General features: G+C 41.2%; 19 protein-coding genes and 1 tRNA gene. 9 read left to right on the forward strand and 11 right to left on the reverse strand.

The features are described 5' to 3' along the window. Positions 1–136: 136 nt before the first annotated feature. Positions 137–2,146, forward strand: coding sequence for a serine/threonine-protein kinase (locus CLI64_RS28230; RefSeq protein WP_103140306.1), 2,010 nt, complete (start codon positions 137–139; stop codon positions 2,144–2,146). On the opposite strand, the gene CLI64_RS28235 is transcribed toward CLI64_RS28230, so the two are convergent. From CLI64_RS28235 to CLI64_RS28255, 5 genes are all read right to left on the reverse strand, one after another. Further along, on the reverse strand, positions 2,143–3,210 hold the full coding sequence (locus CLI64_RS28235; RefSeq protein WP_103140307.1) for an ABC transporter substrate-binding protein: 1,068 nt from the start codon (positions 3,208–3,210) through the stop codon (positions 2,143–2,145). The genes CLI64_RS28230 and CLI64_RS28235 overlap by 4 nt on opposite strands. A 65-nt stretch (positions 3,211–3,275) precedes the next feature. Then, entirely contained in the window at positions 3,276–3,746 is a 471-nt protein-coding gene (locus tag CLI64_RS28240; RefSeq protein ID WP_103140308.1) for a tetratricopeptide repeat protein, read from the reverse strand. Between the two features lie 481 nt (positions 3,747–4,227). After that, positions 4,228–5,133, reverse strand: coding sequence for an ABC transporter permease (locus CLI64_RS28245; protein WP_103140309.1), 906 nt, complete (start codon positions 5,131–5,133; stop codon positions 4,228–4,230). An 83-nt stretch (positions 5,134–5,216) separates the two neighbouring features. After that, on the reverse strand, positions 5,217–6,242 hold the full coding sequence (locus CLI64_RS28250) for an ABC transporter permease (RefSeq protein ID WP_192881628.1): 1,026 nt from the start codon (positions 6,240–6,242) through the stop codon (positions 5,217–5,219). 89 nt (positions 6,243–6,331) lie between these two features. Next, complete coding sequence (locus tag CLI64_RS28255; RefSeq protein ID WP_103140311.1) at positions 6,332–7,270, reverse strand: serine hydrolase; 939 nt, start codon at positions 7,268–7,270, stop codon at positions 6,332–6,334. 6 nt (positions 7,271–7,276) lie between these two features. On the opposite strand from CLI64_RS28255, the gene CLI64_RS28260 reads away from it, so the two are divergent. From CLI64_RS28260 to nfi, 3 genes are read left to right on the forward strand one after another with little or no spacing between them, the layout of a single operon-like run. Further along, on the forward strand, positions 7,277–7,987 hold the full coding sequence (locus CLI64_RS28260) for a C40 family peptidase (RefSeq protein WP_103140312.1): 711 nt from the start codon (positions 7,277–7,279) through the stop codon (positions 7,985–7,987). Between the two features lie 38 nt (positions 7,988–8,025). Further along, positions 8,026–9,039 carry a glycosyltransferase family 2 protein gene (locus tag CLI64_RS28265; protein ID WP_103140313.1) on the forward strand — a complete coding sequence of 338 codons (1,014 nt, stop codon included), beginning with the start codon at positions 8,026–8,028 and terminating at the stop codon, positions 9,037–9,039. Between the two features lie 54 nt (positions 9,040–9,093). Next, the gene (gene nfi / locus CLI64_RS28270) at positions 9,094–9,759 is read left to right on the forward strand and encodes a deoxyribonuclease V (RefSeq protein WP_103140314.1); all 666 of its coding nucleotides are present in this window, start codon (positions 9,094–9,096) and stop codon (positions 9,757–9,759) included. A gap of 59 nt (positions 9,760–9,818) precedes the next feature. Here the strand turns inward: nfi and CLI64_RS28275 are convergent, their stop codons facing one another. Next, positions 9,819–11,255 carry an NAD(P)/FAD-dependent oxidoreductase gene (locus tag CLI64_RS28275; protein WP_103140315.1) on the reverse strand — a complete coding sequence of 479 codons (1,437 nt, stop codon included), beginning with the start codon at positions 11,253–11,255 and terminating at the stop codon, positions 9,819–9,821. 123 nt (positions 11,256–11,378) lie between these two features. Next, complete coding sequence (locus CLI64_RS28280; protein ID WP_103140316.1) at positions 11,379–12,275, reverse strand: rhodanese-related sulfurtransferase; 897 nt, start codon at positions 12,273–12,275, stop codon at positions 11,379–11,381. Between the two features lie 72 nt (positions 12,276–12,347). On the opposite strand from CLI64_RS28280, the gene CLI64_RS28285 reads away from it, so the two are divergent. Then, positions 12,348–12,420: transfer RNA gene (locus tag CLI64_RS28285), tRNA-Ala, on the forward strand. A 73-nt stretch (positions 12,421–12,493) separates the two neighbouring features. On the opposite strand, the gene CLI64_RS28290 is transcribed toward CLI64_RS28285, so the two are convergent. Then, on the reverse strand, positions 12,494–13,132 hold the full coding sequence (locus CLI64_RS28290; protein WP_103140317.1) for a class I SAM-dependent methyltransferase: 639 nt from the start codon (positions 13,130–13,132) through the stop codon (positions 12,494–12,496). A 373-nt stretch (positions 13,133–13,505) separates the two neighbouring features. Between CLI64_RS28290 and CLI64_RS28295 the strand changes: the two genes are divergently transcribed. Together CLI64_RS28295 and CLI64_RS28300 are read left to right on the forward strand one after the other, a co-directional pair. Next, positions 13,506–14,933, forward strand: a complete 1,428-nt coding sequence (locus CLI64_RS28295) for a 1-acyl-sn-glycerol-3-phosphate acyltransferase (RefSeq protein ID WP_103140318.1) — start codon at positions 13,506–13,508, stop codon at positions 14,931–14,933. 416 nt (positions 14,934–15,349) lie between these two features. Further along, positions 15,350–16,345: a CHAD domain-containing protein gene (locus CLI64_RS28300; protein WP_103140319.1), complete on the forward strand. Its 996-nt coding sequence runs from the start codon at positions 15,350–15,352 to the stop codon at positions 16,343–16,345. 195 nt (positions 16,346–16,540) lie between these two features. Here CLI64_RS28300 and CLI64_RS28305 read toward each other — a convergent pair whose 3' ends face one another. Next, positions 16,541–17,182 (reverse strand): hypothetical protein, encoded by a 642-nt coding sequence (locus CLI64_RS28305; protein ID WP_103140320.1) that lies wholly within the window; start codon positions 17,180–17,182, stop codon positions 16,541–16,543. Between the two features lie 293 nt (positions 17,183–17,475). On the opposite strand from CLI64_RS28305, the gene CLI64_RS28310 reads away from it, so the two are divergent. Further along, a complete protein-coding gene (locus CLI64_RS28310; RefSeq protein ID WP_225977448.1) occupies positions 17,476–17,988 on the forward strand; it encodes a hypothetical protein in 513 nt (170 codons plus the stop codon). Positions 17,989–18,118: 130 nt separating this feature from the next. Here CLI64_RS28310 and CLI64_RS28315 read toward each other — a convergent pair whose 3' ends face one another. Together CLI64_RS28315 and CLI64_RS28320 are read right to left on the reverse strand one after the other, a co-directional pair. Beyond that, a complete protein-coding gene (locus tag CLI64_RS28315; RefSeq protein WP_103140321.1) occupies positions 18,119–18,553 on the reverse strand; it encodes a hypothetical protein in 435 nt (144 codons plus the stop codon). A gap of 236 nt (positions 18,554–18,789) precedes the next feature. Further along, the gene (locus tag CLI64_RS28320) at positions 18,790–19,434 is read right to left on the reverse strand and encodes a hypothetical protein (protein ID WP_103140322.1); all 645 of its coding nucleotides are present in this window, start codon (positions 19,432–19,434) and stop codon (positions 18,790–18,792) included. A 474-nt stretch (positions 19,435–19,908) separates the two neighbouring features. Between CLI64_RS28320 and CLI64_RS28325 the strand changes: the two genes are divergently transcribed. Next, positions 19,909–20,493 carry a hypothetical protein gene (locus tag CLI64_RS28325; RefSeq protein ID WP_103140323.1) on the forward strand — a complete coding sequence of 195 codons (585 nt, stop codon included), beginning with the start codon at positions 19,909–19,911 and terminating at the stop codon, positions 20,491–20,493. The last annotated feature ends 185 nt before the right edge of the window (positions 20,494–20,678 follow it).

The following is a 20,678-nucleotide window of genomic DNA, read 5'->3' on the forward strand; positions in this document are numbered from 1 at the left end:
TTGAAAGATGATAGTATAAGATATTCATAAATTCCCAAGCTGAATCGCCATAGTGGGCTAAGATGGTAGTTAATTTACAGGAAATATTATCATCTAATCATCTGGAAATAATATAAAAAATTCTTTTATAAAAACGATGATTCTCTGTATTAATCCCCAATGCCCAAACCCTCAAAATAATAACCATGCTTTATTTTGTCAAAGTTGTGGTTCAGAATTGTTGCTGGAAGGTCGCTATCAGGTAACTGGTTTTTTAGGTGGTGGCGGTTTTGGTAAGACTTATGAAGTGGTAGAACGCAATGGCGCAAAAAAGGTGCTGAAGATATTGTTAAATCCTCACCCTAAAGCCATATCACTCTTTCAAAAAGAAGGACAAGTATTAAGTCAGTTAGATTGTCCAGGTATACCCAAGGGGGATAAATATTTCACTTTTTTACCAAACAATGCTCAAGAAAGTTTAAATTGTCTGGTAATGGAGAAAATTGAAGGGCTAAATCTTGAGCAGTATATGTATCAACGCCAAAGTCGGCCTATCAATCAAGACTTAGCTTTGGAATGGTTACAGCAGTTATTTAATATTCTGCATGAAGTCCACGGACAAAACTTTTTTCATCGGGATATTAAGCCATCTAATATTATGCTCAGGGCAGATGGTCAGTTAGTATTAATTGACTTTGGTGCAGCGAGAGAAGTTACCCAAACCTACGTAATTAAACAAGCCGCAGGTCAGGTTACGGGGATTAATTCTCCAGGGTTTACGCCGCCAGAACAACTCAATGGTCAAGCTGTCGTTACATCGGATTTTTTTGCGATAGGGAGAACTTTTGTTTATTTACTCACTGGTAAATTTCCCAATGACCAAGATATTTATGATCCCAATAAAGATGAAATAAACTGGCGTAATTATGCCACAGATGTTTCCCCTGGTTTGGCAACTTTAATTGATGAATTAATGCGGCGATCGCCTGGACAACGTCCACAGAATACAGGTGTAATTCTCCGTCGTTTGGCAGACATTGAACGGGAAATTAAACGACAAAGTAAACGCAATTCTGGACAAAATTTCTTCAAACCATCGCTCCTGAATAACAGAAATAGCGGCGGTTTGTGGAGTGGGCAAAATTTGCCAAACCTACCACTGAAAACTATCAGCTTAATTGTTGTCTTGGGATTAATTTTACCAGGAATTCTTTATTTTTGGCGAGAGGATTTATTATCTTTAGTAGGGGCGAATCCTGCCGAATCATGGGCGAAAAAAATCGCTTTAAGCGAAACTCTAACTGGTCACTCGGAAGCTATTGCTTCCGTGGCTATCACCCCAGATGGACAAACTATTGCAAGCGGTAGCCATGACAAAACTATTAAATTATGGAATGCTCAAACGGGAACACTAATTCGCACTATCTATGGACATTCACTACCTGTTTTGTCATTAGCAATTAGTGAAGATGGACAAGATTTAGCAAGTGGTAGTTTGGATGAAACTATTAAGCAGTGGAATTTGAGTAGTGGTCAAAAAATTCGCAGTTTTAAATCAAATGGTTATGTGGCATGGAATAATGCCATGAGCATTAGTCAAGACCAACAGATTCTCGCTACTGGTAGTACGGATAAAACTGTGCGGTTGTGGAATGTAACCAATGGTCAAAGAATACGCACCCTCTACGGACATACACTACCAGTATTATCAGTGGCTTTGAGTTCCGATGGACAAACTTTAGCTAGTGGTAGTACAGATAGAACTATTCGGTTATGGAATGTAAATACCGGTCAACAACTGCAAAACCTTACAGGACATACAAGTTGGGTGACATCTTTAGCAATTAGTCCTGATAACAAAGCCTTAGTTAGTGGGAGTCTAGATAAAACAATTAAAGTGTGGAAACTGAATAATGGGGAATTGGTGCGTACCCTTACAGGACATTCCTACTCTGTATTATCCCTAGCCATCAGTCCCGATGCTCAGGTGTTAGCTAGTGGTGGTTTAGATGGAGAGATTCGCTTTTGGAATTTAGACACAGGGAAACTCATACACACCATTTCCGCCCACGATAAGCAAGTAGTTTCCCTGGGTTTTAGTAAAGATGGTAAAACCTTAGTCAGTGGTAGTGCAGATAATACCGTAAAAGTTTGGCGATCGCCCTAACTTTTTTGATAGTATTCCACACCTTTATTGATAAATTGTAAGGTAAAACCGTCTTGATATTTGAGATTCGGCTGATACAGACCTACACTCACCATACTCTCAAATAGCGATCGCCATTTTTCCTCAGTCATCGAACCAATACCCTGCTGTTGGGCTGTTCCTGAAATAATAATTCCGTATTCTTGCAGTTTTTGCAGACCGTAGGCAAGTTGTGCATCGGTCATTTCAGGATTATCTTGTTTAATTAGTTGATTTCCTGGTTGGGGATTTTCTAGATAGCTGTACCACCCTTTAATAGAAGCATCAACAAATCTCTGCACTAAATCTGGCTTGTTTTTAACTATTTCTTTCGTAGTTTCAATAGTCGTGGTGTAGTTGGGATAACCATAATCTGCGATTAAAAATACTTGCGGTTTAAACCCACCTTGCTTTTCAATCGCAAAGGGTTCAGAGGTGATATAACCTTGCTGTGCAGAAGTTTTGTCTGTTAAGAAAGGCGCAGGGTTAAAGTTGTAGGGGCGTTTCTGGTCATCAGTAAAACCAAACTTAGCTTTTAATAATGGCCAGAAAGTCACATTTGCACCCGCAGAGATATACATGGGTCTACCTTTGAGATCAGCTAAGGTTTTGACTCCTGTATTGGGATGTACAATAATACACTGCGGGTCTTTTTGAAAGATAGCGGCGACGCTAATTGTCGGTATTGCTTGGGCGACTGCATTAAAAGCGTCAATCCCGTTGCCCATGAAGAAATCTACCACACCACCCGTCAACAGTTGCGCGCCACTGGGTACTTGTGGCCCACCCATTTTAATAGTGACATCTAAGCCGTGTTGCTTGTAGATTCCTGTGGCGATCGCTTGATAAAATCCTCCGTGTTCGGCTTGGGCTAACCAATTAGTCCCGAAGGTGACTTTATCTAACCCAGAACTAGAGGTAGTTGCTTGGTTTTGCTTGGTACAAGCAGAGATAACACTGCTACCAACAAAAATTGCACCATACTGAAGGAATCGACGGCGACTTAGATAAGGAATAGCGGCTGACGCAGGTGAAAACCAGTTCATACAAAGATAGAATGTCTCCTGAGTATTGCGGAGAAACACTACTTACGTGTTTTCCTCGAAGCTGTTTAGCTAAGTCTCAGTGTACATTCTAAAATTAGTTTTTGATTCACCAAAGAGTAGGGTTGAATTTCCAAAGCGCGTTTAAAAGATTTGATAGCTTTGCTGTATTGTCCTAGCGCGGCGTAACACAAACCCATCCCATGTAACGCGCCAAAATGTACAGAGTTGATTTGAATCACCATTTGACAGTCAGCTAGGGACTTACGATAATCGCCGATACTGTAGTAGAGGAAAGCGCGACGATTCCAAGCCTCAGCAAAATCAGGCTGTTCTTTGATGAGTTCTGTGAGAGTTGCTTCTGCTTGCGTAATTTCCCCAGCATCTAGCAATTTTTGACTTTGATCGATTTTTTCCAAGCCGTAAACTCCCTTTTGCTGAAACCAAATCCGCCAGAGTTTCTTTGTTGCTTGATCCCGGACTAGAGCATCAGGATTTTTCAAATCTTCAAGTAGAGAGCTGATTGATAAAGAATCCATGAATTTGAGATTAGCGATATTCAGTAATTTTCTCCTTGTACTCAAGGTATCAACTTTCGTTTCAATTTGCTTCGTTGATTTTTAAATTCCTGGTAAAAATTATCTCAGTAATATTATTGATTCAGCAATTAATCACTTTTTATTGTATTAAGTAACACTACTAATCTGTACTTAAGTATATAAACTTATCCGCAATTATTGATGAACATACAAAAATTTTAAAAATGCCAACTAACTACCGAATTTCATGTAAAGACTTAGTAAATAATAGTTCACAAAAAAATTACAAATCTGTGGGGAGTGGGGAGTGCTGTTAGCGGTAGCGCGGCGTTTAGCCGGTGCTGAGTAAGGAGTAAGGGGTAATAAGTAATAAGTAATAAGTAATGAGTAATGAGTAATGAGTGTTGTTAGCGGTAGTGTGGCGTTTAGCCGATTTTGAAATGAGAAGTAAATTCTACCTTGTCTACCTTGTCTACCTTGTCTACCGTTTTGGTGTGTCGGAAATACCTAAACTTTGCGGAGGTTTGGACTTACCTGCTAATCCGAGTAGGGCGAATAAAGCGATCGCATACGGTAACATAACTAAAAATTGATAGGGAATATTCGCCCCTAAAGCTTGGATACGTAACTGCAAAGCTTCCGTCGCCCCAAATAATAAACAAGCCAAGGTACTACCAATAGGATGCCATCTCCCAAAAATTAAAGCCGCGATCGCAATAAATCCTTTACCTGCACTCATCCCTTCTGTAAAGAACATAATCTGCACTAAAGCTAAATAGGCACCGCCCAAACTCGCAAGAGAACCACTCAGCATCACCGCTAAATACCGCACTTTCTTAACCGACACCCCAGCCGTAGCCGCCGCTTGGGGATATTCCCCCACAGCCCGTAAAGTCAGCCCGAAGCTAGTGTGAAATAAAATATATAAACTGGCGATAACCAAAGCCAACAATAAATAGACGAAGATATCTTGCTGGAAAAATACCCCCAGTATAGGTAGATTAGCTAAACCAGGAATAATGATTGGCTCAATTCCTGGTAATCGCTGTGTACTAGCACCATGAAACACCAATCTCGCCAAAAAAGCAGTCAACCCCGCCGCCACCAAATTAATCGCCAAGCCCGAAACCAACTGATTAACGTATAAACTCACACACAAAAAAGCGTGCAGCAATCCCACCAAAGCCCCAGCTATCAAAGCAGCCAACATACCAAGCCAAGGATTACCAGTATAAAAAGTAATTGCTGTACCAGTAAAAGACCCAGTTAAAAGCATCCCCTCCAAAGCAATATTCAGAACGCCAGAACGTTCAGAATACATTCCCCCAAGGGCAGCAAACGCCAAAGGGACAGCTAAACGCAAGCTAGCAATTAGGTAGTCATTCATTAGTCATTAGTCATTAGTCATTAGTCATTAGTCAGCACTCATTACTTATTACTCATTACTTATTACTCATTACTCATTACTTATTACTCTCTCTGCCTCTTGCCCTCCACAGCAAGACTGATGGCAATAAATAATACAGTCAAACCCTGGATGGCGTAAACTACGGTGACGGGAACGCCTGCGCTGCGTTGCATGACGTTGGCACCACTACGCAAGGCGGCGAAAAATAGGGAAGTCAAAATTACACCGCCGATGCTACCACGACTTAAAAAAGCGATCGCAATGGCATCAAATCCATAACCAGGGGACACTTGTTCAAATAAACGATACTTTGACCCCATCACTTCTGATGCACCCGCTAAACCGGCTAACCCTCCCGCTACAGCCATCACTAGCATAATCGTGCGTTCTACGGAAATATGGGCGTAACGGGCGGCTGTGGGGTTAAATCCGACGGCGGTAATTTGGTATCCTAGAGGCGATCGCACTAACAAAACCCACAATATCCCCGCTACGATGACGGCTAAAATAATCCCGGCATGGGCTAGACTCTGGGGTAAGATAATCGGCAATTGGGCAGATTTAGCAATCAATGGGGAATAAGGACTAGGTGCAGCAGGTGCTTTTAAGGGGTTCTGTACTAAGTAACTCACCAAATTGATGGCAATGTAATTTAATAGCAGCGTCGTGATTACTTCATTGACTCCCCTAACTGCTTTGAGATAACCAGGAATTGCACCCCAAATTGCCCCAAAGAGAAATCCGACGCACAAAGCTAGAGGAATGTGAATCAATGCTGGGATTCCTTGTACATATAACCCTACTAAAGTGCTACCCAACGCACCCAGATAAATTTGCCCTTCCCCGCCAATATTAAATTGACCAGCTTTAAGAGCAACTAACACCCCTAAACTAGTCAAGAGTAGGGGTGTCATTTTAGTGAGAGTATTACCAAATCCGAAATAGTTAAAACAGGATTCTTGTAATAAAGCTGTGTACGCCGTGAGAGGATTTGCCCCAGCCAACAATATGAGAATAGCTCCAACCATCAGAGATGCTGCGATCGCTATCAGGGGAGATAATATAGGTTTTAGATATTTTTCATTCATTACCACCCCTATCAGTTATCAGGTCTATGGTGTGGATTTATAGCACACCAACATTCGCACTATTCCCAATGCCCAATGCCCAATGCCCATTAAAGACGACTAACAGCTTCAGCAATTAACTGAGAGACAAAGGGTAAAATGGCGCGGTTGGTGGCTTGTTCTTTGCCTTCAGTAAACACTACTAATAAATATGGGCGTTGGTCTAATAACTCAATGTAGGCGGCATCATGACGCACTTGACTTGTCCAACCAGCTTTTGACCAGATTTGACTATTGGGGGGAAGTCCACCACCCAGAAAACCTGTTACTTGGTCTTCCTCAACATCTTTGGGTAAATCATCGGGGTTAATGCTGCGTTTAAGTAAAGCCATCATATTTTGCGATCGCTCACTAGAAACCGCCACGCCTCCCACAATACTATGTAAAAGACGAGCGATCGCATTTGTGGTTAACATATTACGATTTTCAAACATCTCCCCATAAAAAGCCCTTTCTCTGCCATAAGGGCCATCACCCCAAGTTTTTTGACAAACATTAATACTTGCCATCTCCTCCCATCCCAAAGATTGAAAGTAGCGATTGACAAAATTACGTTGCTGTTTCCAAGTTTCAAAGGGGCCTGGGGATAACTCCGGGCCTGATGTCGTCCCTGTCAAAATATCGACAATCAAACTGGTAGCATCATTGCTAGAATCAACAATCATATCGCGCAAAGCCCGATCCAATTCTTTGGATGGCTGAGTCATCCCTTTTTCTAGCCATTCGTTAGCTGCTACCAAATAAAACAGCTTAACCACACTCGCCGGATAAATCCGTTCTGCACCACGATAATTAAAACCACGTACAGGATGATGCCAAAAAGCATCAGGAGTTAACGCCCCACCAGTATTAACTGGCACAGGCGGATCATAAACAATCCAAGTCAACGCTATTTGATTACGGGCTAAAGAGGGAAATTTAGACCAAGTAGCCTCTAAAACGCTATTACCCAGATTTTCTAGTTGTTCATCTTTGCTAAAAAAAACCATTGCAGAATGCTCTCTAATATAGAATCTCAAATTCTCAACTTGACCGCAAAAGAGTGCGAATGTCTAGCCGATTTAAACTTATATGATTCTCCCGAATGCACCCGCCTAGCAACTCAAGCAGCAGCAGGGCGACATTTACAGGTAACATCAAATCAGCAAGGTACAGCAGTTGAGGTGTATTTATGTGAGGACGACTATCCGGGGTGGGTATCTTTTAGTGATGTTAGTTTATTACAACCTGCTACTGTACTTTATCAGGCTCAGTCATTTTCTGAAGCTGAAATTCAACAACTGCTACCAGAAGTGATTGCCTTTACCCATAAAGCCATGCAGCAGCCTAATTATTATCTCTGGGGTGGCACAGTGGGGCCAAATTATGATTGTTCAGGACTAATGCAGTCTGCTTTTGCTGCCGTAGGAATTCGGTTGCCGAGAGATGCTTATCAACAAGAAGCTTTCACCCAACCTATAACTATAGCCGAACTCATACCAGGAGACTTAGTATTTTTCGGCACACCCACCAAAGCCACCCATGTCGGCTTGTATTTAGGTGATGGTCATTACATCCATAGTTCCGGCAAAGACCAAGGACGCAACGGCATAGGGATTGACATCCTCTCGGAACAGGGAGATGTGGTTAGTAAGTCATACTATCAGCAGTTGCGAGGGGCTGGCCGGGTTGTGAGAAGTTATGAGAGTAAGGCTGTTGACTGTTGACTAATGACTAATGACTAATGACTAATAACTAATTGCTTATGAGGAGTGGGTTGATACCAGATAGATTAAGTGAGGATGATGGTTTAATTTCCGCCATTGTCCCCGATGTATCGGTAGTAGTGCCGGTGCGGGATGAAGTGGAGAGTTTGCCTTTGTTATTAGAGGCGATCGCATCTACTCTTACCGCTAGTCAGTTAAGCTATGAAATCATCTGTGTCGATGATGGTTCTAGTGATGGTTCGGCAGAATTTCTCAAGGAACAGGCGCAAATCCGTCCAGATTTAAAGGCGGTGATTCTGCGGCGAAATTATGGACAAACGGCGGCGATGGCGGCGGGATTTAAATATGCTATCGGTAAAGCGATCATTACTTTAGATGCTGATTTGCAAAATGACCCAGCCGATATTCCCATGTTATTAGCCAAGTTAGAGGAAGGTTATGATTTAGTCAGTGGTTGGCGGCAAAATCGCCAAGATGGGGCATTAAATCGGCTGTTGCCTTCTAAAATTGCCAACTGGCTAATTCGTCGCACTACTAGCGTCTATATCCATGATTATGGCTGTTCCCTCAAAGCCTATCGTGCAGAACTAGTGGCAGATATGAATCTCTACGGTGAACTCCACCGCTTTTTACCCGCACTAGCTTACATCGAAGGCGCGAGAATTACAGAACTGCCTGTGCGCCACCACGCCCGACGTTTTGGTCAAAGCAAATATGGCATATCGCGGACTTTTCGCGTATTAATGGATTTGCTCACCATTTTGTTTATGAAAAAGTTCCTCACCCGTCCCATGCACGTTTTTGGCTTGTTGGGACTAGTTTCGATGATTTTAGGAACAGGGTTAGGGATTTACTTAACTATTATCAAATTAGCGTTTGGTGAAATTATTGGTAATCGTCCCTTGTTGATTTTGGCGGTACTACTGCTAGTGACAGGGGTACAACTATTTAGCTTTGGACTGTTGGCAGAGTTAGTCATGCGGACTTACCACGAATCTCAAGGCAGACCAATATATCGTGTGCGGGAAGTAGTGGCAAAAAAAGTTAACTAACGTAACCAATTACGTTCGTGTAATGAAGGATGAGTTTGGTGAATTGACAAAAATATGAAAATTTATCAACCCCATACTTGGCCGCAAACCTTAGAAGCAGCCATCACTATTCAAGAAGAATTACGCAATCAAGTAATTACACAGGATCAAATACCAACAACTGTCAAATATGTTGCTGGGGTTGATATGGGCTTTGAAGCGGAAGGTACTATTAGCCGCGCAGCTGTAGCAGTGCTGAGTTTTCCTGAGTTGCAAGTCGTTGAAACCCAATTAGCTTACCGTCCTACATCTTTTCCTTACATACCTGGTTTCTTGTCATTTCGTGAAATTCCCGCCATACTCGATGCTTTAGAAAAAATTAACACCACACCAGATATTATTTTGTGTGATGGACAAGGAATTGCTCATCCTCGGAGATTAGGTATAGCTAGTCACTTAGGAGTCATCATCAATATGTCCACAATTGGTGTGGCTAAATCATTATTAATCGGTAAGCATGATGAACTACCAGACACTAAAGGTAGTTATCAACCATTAATTCATAAAGGTGAAACCGTTGGTGCGGTTTTACGAACTCGTGCGGGGGTTAAACCTGTGTATGTTTCTAGTGGACATAAAATCAGTTTACCGACGGCAATTGATTATGTATTACGTTGTACACCAAAGTATCGGCTACCAGAAACTACCCGCATAGCCGATAAATTAGCATCTAATAGATAAATTTCTAGGCTTAATATCACCTAAGTTTAGATACTTAACCTAAGATTATGAACCACCAATTAAGCTAATGCTTGTATTACTTGGTCAATATTACGTCCATAAATTGTTTGACTATATTGCTGCCAATTATTTTCGGAAGAATAGGGATGTCGATTTAAAGTTGCTTCCTGAACATAAGCCATCCACGGACGACGTAATTGTTCATATTTTTGGAAGGCTGCTGCTATGGCTTGTGTATTATTCCAGTTATTATCTAGGGCAATTTGAGCAATTAATAATACCACCGCTAAAGCATCTTCTAAACCCTGATTCGCACCTTGAGCCATAAACGGGGGCATTCCATGTGCCGCATCACCAACTAAAACAACCCGGCCGAAATTCCAAGTGGGTTGAATGGGTAGATTTTCAGAATCAGCAATAATTGCCCGATGAATGTAATAAGGACGTTGTGCCATGTTTTCTGGAGGCGACAAACGGACTAATTGCTGGAGAATATCGGGAAATTTAGCTTGCTCAAAGGCTTGTAGAGCTAAGTTAATTAAAGAACTACCAGACTGATTTTGTAAAGCTGCTAGAGGTGAAGCGACATGAATGAGATAACCAAATTGATTAGTAGTGCGACTACGGAATAACATCATTCTTGTGTCTTCCATTGCGGTAGCAGTTTTTCTAGAAACTTCATCATGACAAATAGTCGCAATCGGTGAATTATGCAAAAATTTCGCTTCAATTTCTGCGGCTAACTCCTGATTAATATCAACAGTTTCTCGACACAATATAGCAGCAAATCCAGAATATTCTGGCTTGGCATAATTTTCGTAAAGACTATCTTTGTAAAGCACCTGACGAATTGTAGAATTAATTCCGTCTGCTGCTACGACTAGTCTGGCTCGAAATGATGTATTAGTAACTGATTGTTGATAATTATTATCTATTTCGTCGGTTTTATTCTCTTGCCAATGTGCATAGGGATTGTTTTCTGATGTCATATCAGAAATACAATCTAGCCGCACACAATGATTTTCTGGTTCATCGATGACATTAACACAACGGTGATTAGCTCTGACTATTTCTGATGGTAATTGTTGTCTGAGAGTTGTTTGTAAATCATACCATGCTAGTGTAACTCGCCCCTCGCCATATTCTTGCAACCAATGATCAAAACTCAGGGGAACTGAGCGTATCTCTTCTCCTTGCAAATTTCGGTAAACCCATTTCAGAGTAGGTTTAGCAGAATTTTCCTGTTGATTTGATGATTGGGAATTTGACCCACCAAGGGCTGTATTTTTAACAGCTTCATAAGCATGATCTGCTAAATATTTTAGAGATTTTAAGCCGTTGGGAAGCAGATCCAAAATTTGACCAACTCGGCGAAATGCGTGGGTTTGATCTAACACCAAAATATTGTTAATTCCTCGCTGGCGTAAACCAATAGCAGTTGCTAATCCAATTGGCCCAGCCCCGACTATAACAACATCATAGATATCAGTTAACATGATTTTACTTACAACCCTAACTATTTTGATCCAAATAATAAGGTCTAAAACCGCTTTTTCTGGCTTTCTTAGTTAAAATTTCAACCATTGCAGGTGATTTTTCTCACTTGCTCTCCCTTCACCCTACTTTTCATGCTGTAGCTGATATTGCCGCCATTTTTCTTGCTGACGCATTCTTTTTTCCGGGGTGAGATGATCAAAACAGTGGGGACAAGACATCCCTAATTCATATTTAGGTGAGGCTTTATCTTCTTCTGATAGAGGATGTCCACAACAAAAGCACAATTCATGGTTGCCTGTTGCTAAACCATGACCTACAGCAATGCGCTCATCAAAAACAAAGCATTCCCCTTCCCATAGACTATTTTCTGGGGGGATTTCTGCTAAATATTTGAGAATACCGCCTTTGAGATGATAAACTTCCGTAAAACCTTTAGCCAGCATGAAAGCAGAAGCTTTTTCACAACGAATGCCCCCAGTACAAAACATTGCTACTTTCTTGTGTTGATTGGGGTCAAGGTTTTGACTGACATATTCAGGAAACTCACGGAAGGAATTAGTTTGAGGATTTTGCGCCCCTTTGAAAGTTCCGATATGCACTTCGTAATCGTTGCGGGTATCGATGACGGTGACTTCTGGATCAGAGATTAAATCATTCCATTCCTGGGGTGTCACGTAAATACCCACTTGTTGATTCGGGTCAACTTCCGGCAAACCCAAGGTAACGATTTCTTTTTTCAAGCGTACTTTCATCCGCTCAAAGGGTGGTTGTTGTGCCGTTGATTCTTTGTGTTCTAAATCAGCAAATCGCGCATCCCCACGCAGATGACTTAGAACCGCGTCTATGGCTGGACGCGAACCTGCGATCGTGCCGTTAATTCCTTCCTGGGCTAACAAAATTGTTCCCTTAATATCTTGTGTCAAGCAGTAAGACAATAAGGGAGCTTGCATCTCCTGAAAATCCGGCAAACTCACGAATTTATAAAAGGTGGCAACAATTTGAATATTTTTTTCGTTCATCCCTTTGGCAAAATTACAACTTTCAGGTATATTTATGTAAGTGGAATAAAATTACACGCTTTTTTATTTTACGGGGGTTTAGCTCAGTTGGTAGAGCGCCTGCTTTGCAAGCAGGATGTCAGCGGTTCGAGTCCGCTAACCTCCATTTTACTAGAACGCCTTCAAGTTTTTGCGTGTGGGCAAGCAGGGGAATAGGATAAAAGCTTCCGTCTCAGTTGTTAAACTGAACGCTGGAAGACCACGGAAAGATTATTGGCTGGCATTTGGTAAGTACCTTTTAGGTGAAGATTTTCTTGTTTAGCGACTGCTACCACATCCTCTAAATTGCGTACACCCCATTCGGGGTTTTGGGCGCGTAAAGATTCATCAAAGGCTGCGTTACTGGGTGCGGTATGTTCTCCACCCTGTTTAAATGGCCCATATAAATAGAGAATACCGCCTGGTGGTAAAATGCGCCCAGCACCCGCCATAAGTCCCAAACAGGCTGACCGAGGGGAAATGTGAATCATATTAATGTTCACAATGGCAACTATGGGTGAGTCGTTACGGTTTTGGTCTGTTTCTACAGGCCAAGTTGGTTGGATTGCATCCAGTTCTATGGGGGGATAGAGATGATCACTAGGGAAATGTTCTGACCAAGCTGCAATACTAGCGCGTAATTCGGGGTTAGGGTCAGAAGGTAGCCAACGACGCGGACTAAGACGGGGAGCAAAAAAGATAGCGTGTTCACCAGTACCACTGGCTATTTCCAAAATTGTGCCGTTAGGAGGTAATACTTGCTGCAATATTTCTAAGATGGGTTGACGATTGCGCTGTGTAGCTGGGGCGTATTTGCGTGCGTCTTGTGATGTATTCATCTGATGGTATAGTTTGCCTGAGATATTAATCTGATAATTAAGGTAACAGCGATCGCCTATCCTATTTTCATCTTGTCTTGGGAATGAAACTATGACTCAAGCTTTACACCAGCTAATGAAATTCGATGAATTCATGGCTTGGTATCCAGACAATCCACAGCAACATTACGAATTACATGATGGAGTAATAGTCATTAGTCATTAGATAACAGGGAACAGGGAACAGGGAACAGTTTTTCTCATCTCCTACCTTGTCTACCTTGTCCCCAGCCTTTAAATTTTGGATTTGGGATTGACGAATTTGGATTGAATTCAATCTAAAATCCAAAATCTAAAATCTAAAATTCCTAGTCCCCAACCCTCGGAGAACCCTTTGCCTAAATTCATCACCTCTACCCAACCTGCACTCAAATTCATCCCCTACAGTTTCAATCCGTTGGTGGTGCGAATTTTTCATGCGGTGCTACCGTTTATCCTGAGATTTCGGACTCGTCCTTGGCTACCTGCGGGAATTGTACAGGTAGAAGCGAAAAATGCTGAAATCTTGGCAGAACTCTATGGACAATTTCAGGCTGGTAAAATTCGGCTGTTGATGGCTTTTCGTCACCCAGAGGTAGAAGATCCCCTGTGTGTTCTGTATATGTTGTCTCGGATTGTGCCGCAGGTCGCCCGTGAGCAAGGTATCAAGTTACAATATCCTCTCCATAGTCATTTTATCTATGACCGAGGAATGACTATCTGGGCTGGTGATTGGTTGGGGTGGTTGTTTTCTCGCCTAGGGGGTGTGCCGGTGCGTCGCGGAAGGCGGTTAGATAAGCAGGCGATTCAAATGGCGCGGAATTTATTTGCGAATGCTCAATTACCCATCGCCGTTGCTCCTGAAGGTGGTAATAATGGTCATAGTGGTATTGTGAGTCCCCTAGAACCTGGGACGGCGCAAATGGGGTTTTGGTGTGTGGAGGATCTGCACAAGGCTAACCGGAATGAAACCGTGATTATTGTGCCGGTTTCCATTCAATATCAATATATTCAGCCACCTTGGTCGAAATTAGATCAATTACTCAGTCAACTAGAAGCTGATAGCGGTTTACCTGTTCAATCTGTTGGTGATCATAAAAATCAGCCAGAAATCTATCATCAACGAATTTGTCGCTTGGGTGAATATCTAATTACGGAGATGGAAGAGTTTTATCGCCGCTTTTATCGTCAAGATATTCCCAAAACCAATTCCTCAGAAACTGCTGCTACTTCCAATCAAGCATTAATAGATAGGTTACATCGCTTACTAGATAAGGGGTTACAAGTTGCAGAACAGTATTTTGGTGTGCAACCACAGGGTAATTTTATCGACCGTTGTCGCCGCTTAGAAGAAGCTAGTTGGAACTTGATTTATCGGGATGACTTAGGAGATATCAATACATTACCACCTCTGCACAGAGGGCTTGCTGACTGGGTGGCGCAAGAAGCCGACTTACGAGTGCAGCATATGCGGTTGGTAGAAAGTTTTGTGGCGGTGCAAGCTAATTATCTTCAGGAACAACCCACGGCTGATAGATTAGCGGAAACAGCTTTACTGATGTTTGATATGTTATCGCGAATTCGCTCATCTACATTACCAGGGCGATCGCGTCTAGGTTTCCGAAAAGCCATCATTAAGGTAGGTGAACCAATTTCTGTCACCCAACGCTGGGAAAAAGTACAAGGCGATCGGCCAGCAGCTAAACGTGCTGTTAACGCACTAACGCAAGATATACAAACAGCATTAGAAACATTAATTCAGGACGAAATACTGAAAAGTTGACCGCAAAAATATCAAGCAAGCTGTTGATGATAGTTTGCAAATATTGATAAACGTTAAATACCGATACAAATTGCTTTCTCTATTCCTGATTTTGGACATCTGCGTCATAATGAAATGGCAATTATGCGAGATAATTTTCAATTACTTTGATAAGTAAATGCAACCTATTTTCAAATTATAATTAAATCTGAAATTTCTTGAATGTAAATCAAAATATATAATTAAGATTTAATTTCTCAGCAAATCCTGAATATCTCTAAAATCTTTTCCTATTCCCTGTTTACTTTTTAATACCTAAACAAGTATATTCAGTAAACAAATATTACTCCTCTAAAGGTACAAATCTCAAGCCAAGAGATATAAATTTTTAACTAATGCTATTATGCAATAACCTGCTTAAATAATTGCTATAAACCATGAAAATAGCTACAGAATCAACACTCAAAACACTAGGAAACTATGCTTATCAGGCTATTCAAAAACACTTTAATAAAATCTTGAAGTGGGAAAAACCTGTTAAGAAAGATGAAGATCCAGAAGCACTACATCAAATGCGTGTAGGTATGCGACGTTTACGTACAGCAGTCAGTCGGTTTGAGATAGTATTAAATCTACCCCAGCCAGCTAATAGTAAAAACATCGGTAAAATTGCGCGTCGTCTTGGTAATCTCCGCGACTTAGATGTTTTAAAACAAAATTTAGAAACTTTCTATCAACCAAACCTGCCTGCTAAAGAGCAGAAATCGCTACAAACAGCTTTTCATGCTTTAAATAAACAGCGTGAAGAAGCAGTAAATAAAACTATAGCAACACTAAAAAATGATTCTTATCAGTCTTTAAAACAGACCTTACAAACTTGGTTAGAAGCACCAGACTATAAACCATTAGCATCTTTACCAATTCAGCAAGTATTACCAGATTTACTATTACCTGAATTGAGCCAATTTTTACTGCATCCAGGTTTCTTAGCAGGTGCTGAAATTTTAGATAATGAACTCAAGATTCATAGTGAATGGTCTATTAAAACTGTAGAAAAATACTTAACCAATCAAGGTGAAACCATACACGATTTACGGAAACAAGCTAAACGTCTGCGCTACCAGATGGAATTATTTACTGAATTATATGGAGAGTCCTACGCGGCGTATATTGCAGATGTCAAAAATATTCAAGACATATTGGGCAATATTCAAGATAGCGTAGTGATGGGTGAATGGTTGACAGATATATTTAAATCAGAAGTTAACACCAAATTACCAGCACTTACCAGCTTGTTAGCCTCTAACCGTTACCAGTGGTGGCAAGAATGGCAACCATTACAAGAAAGATATCTGCAACTAGAAAATAGACATAACTTTCATCTCACAATTCTGCATCCTATTGGCAATGAGGTAATAGAGACGAGAGATTAATTTACTCACAATTCCAACTTCCTTTTACCTTTTACCTTTTGCCTTTTCATATCAGCTAATCACGAGAAAATCTCACAACCAAACATGAAAAAAGGACTCTTGACTTTTGACTAAATACTAAAATTCTTACTCAGCACTTAGCACTCACCACCGGCTAAACGCCGCGCTACCGCTAACAGCACTCAGCACTGTCACCTAGCGAACAGATAAATTGATGGGAGCTTCCAAAGATAAGACATAAACACTGCTTTGGGGAATCTGCACCACACGGGTATTTTCTGGAGAACGTAAACCGGAAATCAAACCGTATGCACTACCTAACATTGCACCTCTGTCAAACTGGTCAGGATCACCATTGCTGCTAAATCCCATGATGCTACCACCAATCCGTCCCCAAATCGAACCATTTTCTACAGCTTTGTCATTGGCGCGCTTGTGGGTAATGGTTGTACCTGGAATAACTTGACTGGATGCTTGAATAGCAACAATGCGTCCGTTAATAACTATAGATTGAGCGATAATTTTTGCACCGCCATCACTGGGTTTGAGAACTATGGTGACAGGAGTGTTTTCTGGTGCGACGATATTGCCTTGAGTATCTTTAATAGCACTAGCTAAAGGAACAGTCAGGGGATAATCCTTTTTTTGTCCAACATCGACTGTTACGGGTGCGGGGAATGAAACGACGAGTGCTGTATCTTGGGGAATACTAGTTTCTGAGTTGACTACTGGGGGTTGAGATGCTGCGGTGGGAACTGGTTGAGCTGTCGCTGGTAGAGTTAAAGAACCTAACAGGGATAAAGAACAAGCGATACTTAACAAAGTTTGGGATTTCATGGCTGGATTTTCCTTTGATTTCAGTGTTTTTGGGTGTTTAACCCCCTCACTGAATCAATAGGTTGGTTATTTGAGATTTATGCAGTCTTTGGATAAATTCAAAATAAAAAATGTAGAGACGTAGTATTGCTACGTCTCCACAAGGGTTTCTTCAATATAAATTCATCTTAATTTAGGTAATCGTTCTATCTAGTTATGGATGTATTCAAGGCTACCGTTAAAGAATATTTATCACTGGAATTGATGCCGAGATTCTAGGGTTTCACTTCTAACTCTCAAGGAGTCTGTTAGTTATGAAGAATGTCTTGAATAGTCTAGTAGTTCCTTCAAAACTGATTCTGAGTGTTGTTTTTGTAGGTAGTAGCATCTTTTCCACAACAGATTTTGCTCGCGCTGAAATTCCTACTTCCAATACTGGGGTTCAAATCGCGCAGTCAGACAGATATACCAGACAAATTGGTGTTCAACTAGTCCGAGCCGCAAAAGCTGCTGGTCAGGGAGGACTACGTCTCACACATGATCCCTTTGTTGGGGATCTTGGTGGTAATGGAGAAGATGATATCACTGTGAATTTGAGAAAGGGAGTTAGTTATGCGATCGTAGGCGTTTGTGATGAAGATTGTAATGATATTGACTTAAAACTTTATGATGACAATGGTAATCTCATCGCTTCCGATACTGAAACGGACGACAATCCTGTGGTTACAGTCAGCCCTCGTTGGAACGCCCGGTTTAAAATTAGGGTTGTAATGCCTAAATGTTCAAATGCACCTTGTCGTTATGGTATTGGTGTTTTTGGCAAGTAGATTACTTTGTTTCTCAGTTACTGAAGCCAAGACAAACAATTTTAAATTCCCTTCTATGGGAAAGTAAGCCCTACTCTAGTTGGAAAGTGCTGGTTGTTGAGTATTGAATAATTTATTTTCTAGTAGTTCCTTATCGTTGATTTCGGAATAGCCAATGCCATCCTGAACCTTGACGAGTTAACCAACGGTCTTCAACGTTAGGGTGATGATCATCCAAATAAGGATCGTAAACTGGATAATCAGAATAGTTTGAGTCATCCTGCACACGAACTCTGACATTACGACAGTTACCTTCTATTTCTATGGTGACAGTATCATTGTGTTCTAAAGGAGAGTTTAAGAGACTGTCTCTAATGACGCGGCGTTGGCTATCTGAGTGTTGTCTCAACTTGGGAACACAACGCACTCTGACTACAGAATTATCCTGGGGATGATCTAATAAATAGGGTAAGATTTGTGAATTGCGGATTGAGCGAGAAGGCGTTTCAGCACTAGCTAAAGGTGCAACACTCAAAAATAAAGTTGTGGAGAGAAGAATCATTCTCCACCCTAATCTGGTATTCATAGTTTTTCCTTACTTAAATAAGGACTACAGGGTAAATAATTAAAGGTTTGTAGTGATGAATTTAGTTATTAGAAAAGGACTAAAGTCCTTACTACGAACTCAATCCTACTATTTTTGCATTAATTAACTTAGATGGGACTTTTCAAGTCGCTCTACTTAAAGCAATTGCCAGGGTGATTACCCCGGCGTTTGAACAATTCAAAATTCAGAATCAGAAACTATAAATTACATTTCAATTATTTATCTTCAAGTAGTTGGTTTACTTGTTGTCCACGACGACCAACTTTAATTTCATAGCGGCGAGTCAAATTATCTTGATAGTTCATATCTCTAGCGGCGGCGGAATTGACGAACGCATCGCAATTTTTGCCTTGAACTACTGTGGAGGAGCTGCTGCTACGCTCTTCTGTGCTGTTGCTGCGAGTGTCTTTTGATTCGTTATTATTTTGGCTACCTTGGCTACTACCACTACCGTTAACACCTACACCAAAGATGCTAACACCACCGCCACCGCCATCATTATGACTGCGAGCAGAACTAGAACGAGTGCTAGTAGAGGTAGCTAAGGCTATTTTGGTGGTACTGCTGCTGGTGTTGCTACCTAAACCGACATCGCTACACAAAGCACGAGGGTCTTTTGCTAAGGTGTTGGGGTCAACCCAAGACTGATGGTCGCCTAAACCTTGAATTTCACTATTACCTACGGGATTACTACTAGGTGCAGGTGTGTTAGGTTGAACATTCCCAACTGCACTGGGAACATTACCTGGCTTGAAAACACCGGATGGTTGAATATTAAATGGCCCTGCAAAAGCGGGAAGTGTGCTAGTTAACAGTGCTGTGGCGGTGAGTAAAGAACCAGTTAAGTGACGTAATTTCATGATGTTTACCTCAAGTTTCAGTGTTGATGTGCGTTTTGGGTTTCAACCCCTTCACTTCATCAATAGGTTGAGCTTTGTAAGTTTATGCAACTCACCACCACTGTTCTTAGGAAAATCTCCAGATGTGGACTAATTAGCACTTAAGCTTGGTGAAAGTAAAGCTAATACCAATTCGCAATGGACTTCTCTCCGAGGCGCTGCGCGTAGCTTGCTTCCCCGGAGGGGTACGTCCCGCTACGCTAACGCAATTGAGGAATCGTGACTTGACAAGGGTTCCTGGGTTTGGATCTGTATCAAAACTTTAGTGAATTGGTATGAAGCCCCAAGTCAAGAATTCCATAATCCCAAAATGCCATAACTATCCCACTACTGAGAGTTAAGCTTTATTTACATTAATTAATTAGTAGTTTGTTATACAGTCACCATAAATGGGTTTAATAATGGAGCTATTAATTTTTTGTTGTCACTGACGCTATGCAGTATCCACTGGAACTTACGTTTAAGCTTTGGGCTTTTGCACCACAAATATCTGTTGTTGATTCCCAAGGGAATTTGGCTTTCTATGTAAAACAGAAACTCTTTAAACTCAAGGAAGCTATTACGATTTTTGCGGATGCGGAGCAGACACGCCCTTTGTACTATATCAAGGCCGATCGCATTATTGATTTCTCTGCCCGTTATGATTTCACCGATAGCAATGGTACTTATGTGGGTGCAGTCAAACGCCGTGGTTTAAAATCCATATGGAAAGCCCGTTATGACATTTTTGAGGGCGAGGAGAGTAATTTAAATATCCAAGAACAAAACCCTTGGGTGAAGGTAGCGGATGCACTGTTTGCAGAAATTCCGATTTTAGGTTTATTTACAGGTTACGTATTCAACCCTGTATATATAGTCAGTCGGGCTGATGGGACACAGGTGATGCGCTTAGAAAAAATCCCGACGTTCCTTTCTCGGAAGTTTATCATTAAGACCATTGATCAAATGAGCGATCGCGAAGAACAGCAAATTCTCTTAAGTTTAGTTATGATGCTGTTATTAGAAAGAAATCGTGGTTAATAGAATCCAGCTAATAGCTAAAAGTCAAAAGATAGCAAAACACTAGCTTTTGACTTTAACTTAATGACTTTTATTCCTTCTTCACTACGCAAATGATTTCAGTAATCAAAGCGGATTCTTATAGATATTCTTGAATGCAGATTCTAATCTCTGTATCTCTATTTGTAAATAAAAAGGGAAAGCTA

Source organism: Nostoc sp. CENA543 (assembly GCF_002896875.1).
Lineage (GTDB): Bacteria > Cyanobacteriota > Cyanobacteriia > Cyanobacteriales > Nostocaceae > Trichormus.